This is a genomic window from Acinetobacter sp. NBRC 100985 (assembly GCF_000241225.1).
GTDB classification, from domain to species: Bacteria; Pseudomonadota; Gammaproteobacteria; order Pseudomonadales; family Moraxellaceae; genus Acinetobacter; species Acinetobacter venetianus.
In genome coordinates this window covers 1-563 of sequence record NZ_BAEB01000048.1, presented here as the reverse complement: position 1 = coordinate 563, position 563 = coordinate 1, and the positions used below count along the sequence as shown (strand labels likewise).

1 pseudogene is annotated in these 563 nt (G+C 51.3%); it reads left to right on the top strand.

From position 1 onward, the window contains the following. Window positions 1–563: pseudogene (locus ACT4_RS15340) on the top strand (Ig-like domain-containing protein); the annotation flags it as partial.

Sequence of the window (563 nt, the reverse complement as noted above, 5' to 3'; positions counted from 1 at the left end):
TAATACCTTACCAAGCTTAGCGGAAGGCACCTATCCAATCACGGTCACGGCAACCGACCCAGCGGGCAATGTGGGTACAGACACTGGCAGCTTAACCGTTGACTTAACCCCACCAGACCCAACCGCAACGGTATTTAGCATTGACGATATCACTGCGGACAACGTACTCAATGAAACCGAGTCTCTGTCGAGCAATGTGACCTTAACCGGTGTGTTGACGGGTATCCCAGCTGATGCGACCAGCACAGTAGTGACGGTGAGTGTCAATGGTACCGATTACACGGCAACCGTTGATACCGTTGCAGGTACCTGGAGTGTTGATGTTGCAGGTAGCGACTTACTCAACGATCCAGACTTAACCGTTGATGCCAATGTGACCTTTATGGATGCAGCAGGCAACAGCAGCAGTGTGACTGATAGCCAAACCTATACAGTGGATACGGTCGCGCCAATGGTGAGCTTGAACGATCTAGACACCAATGACCAAACCCCAGAGTTAACGGGTACGATTGATGACCCAACCGCAACCGTGTGGTCACAGTTGATGGTATCGATTACCCAGC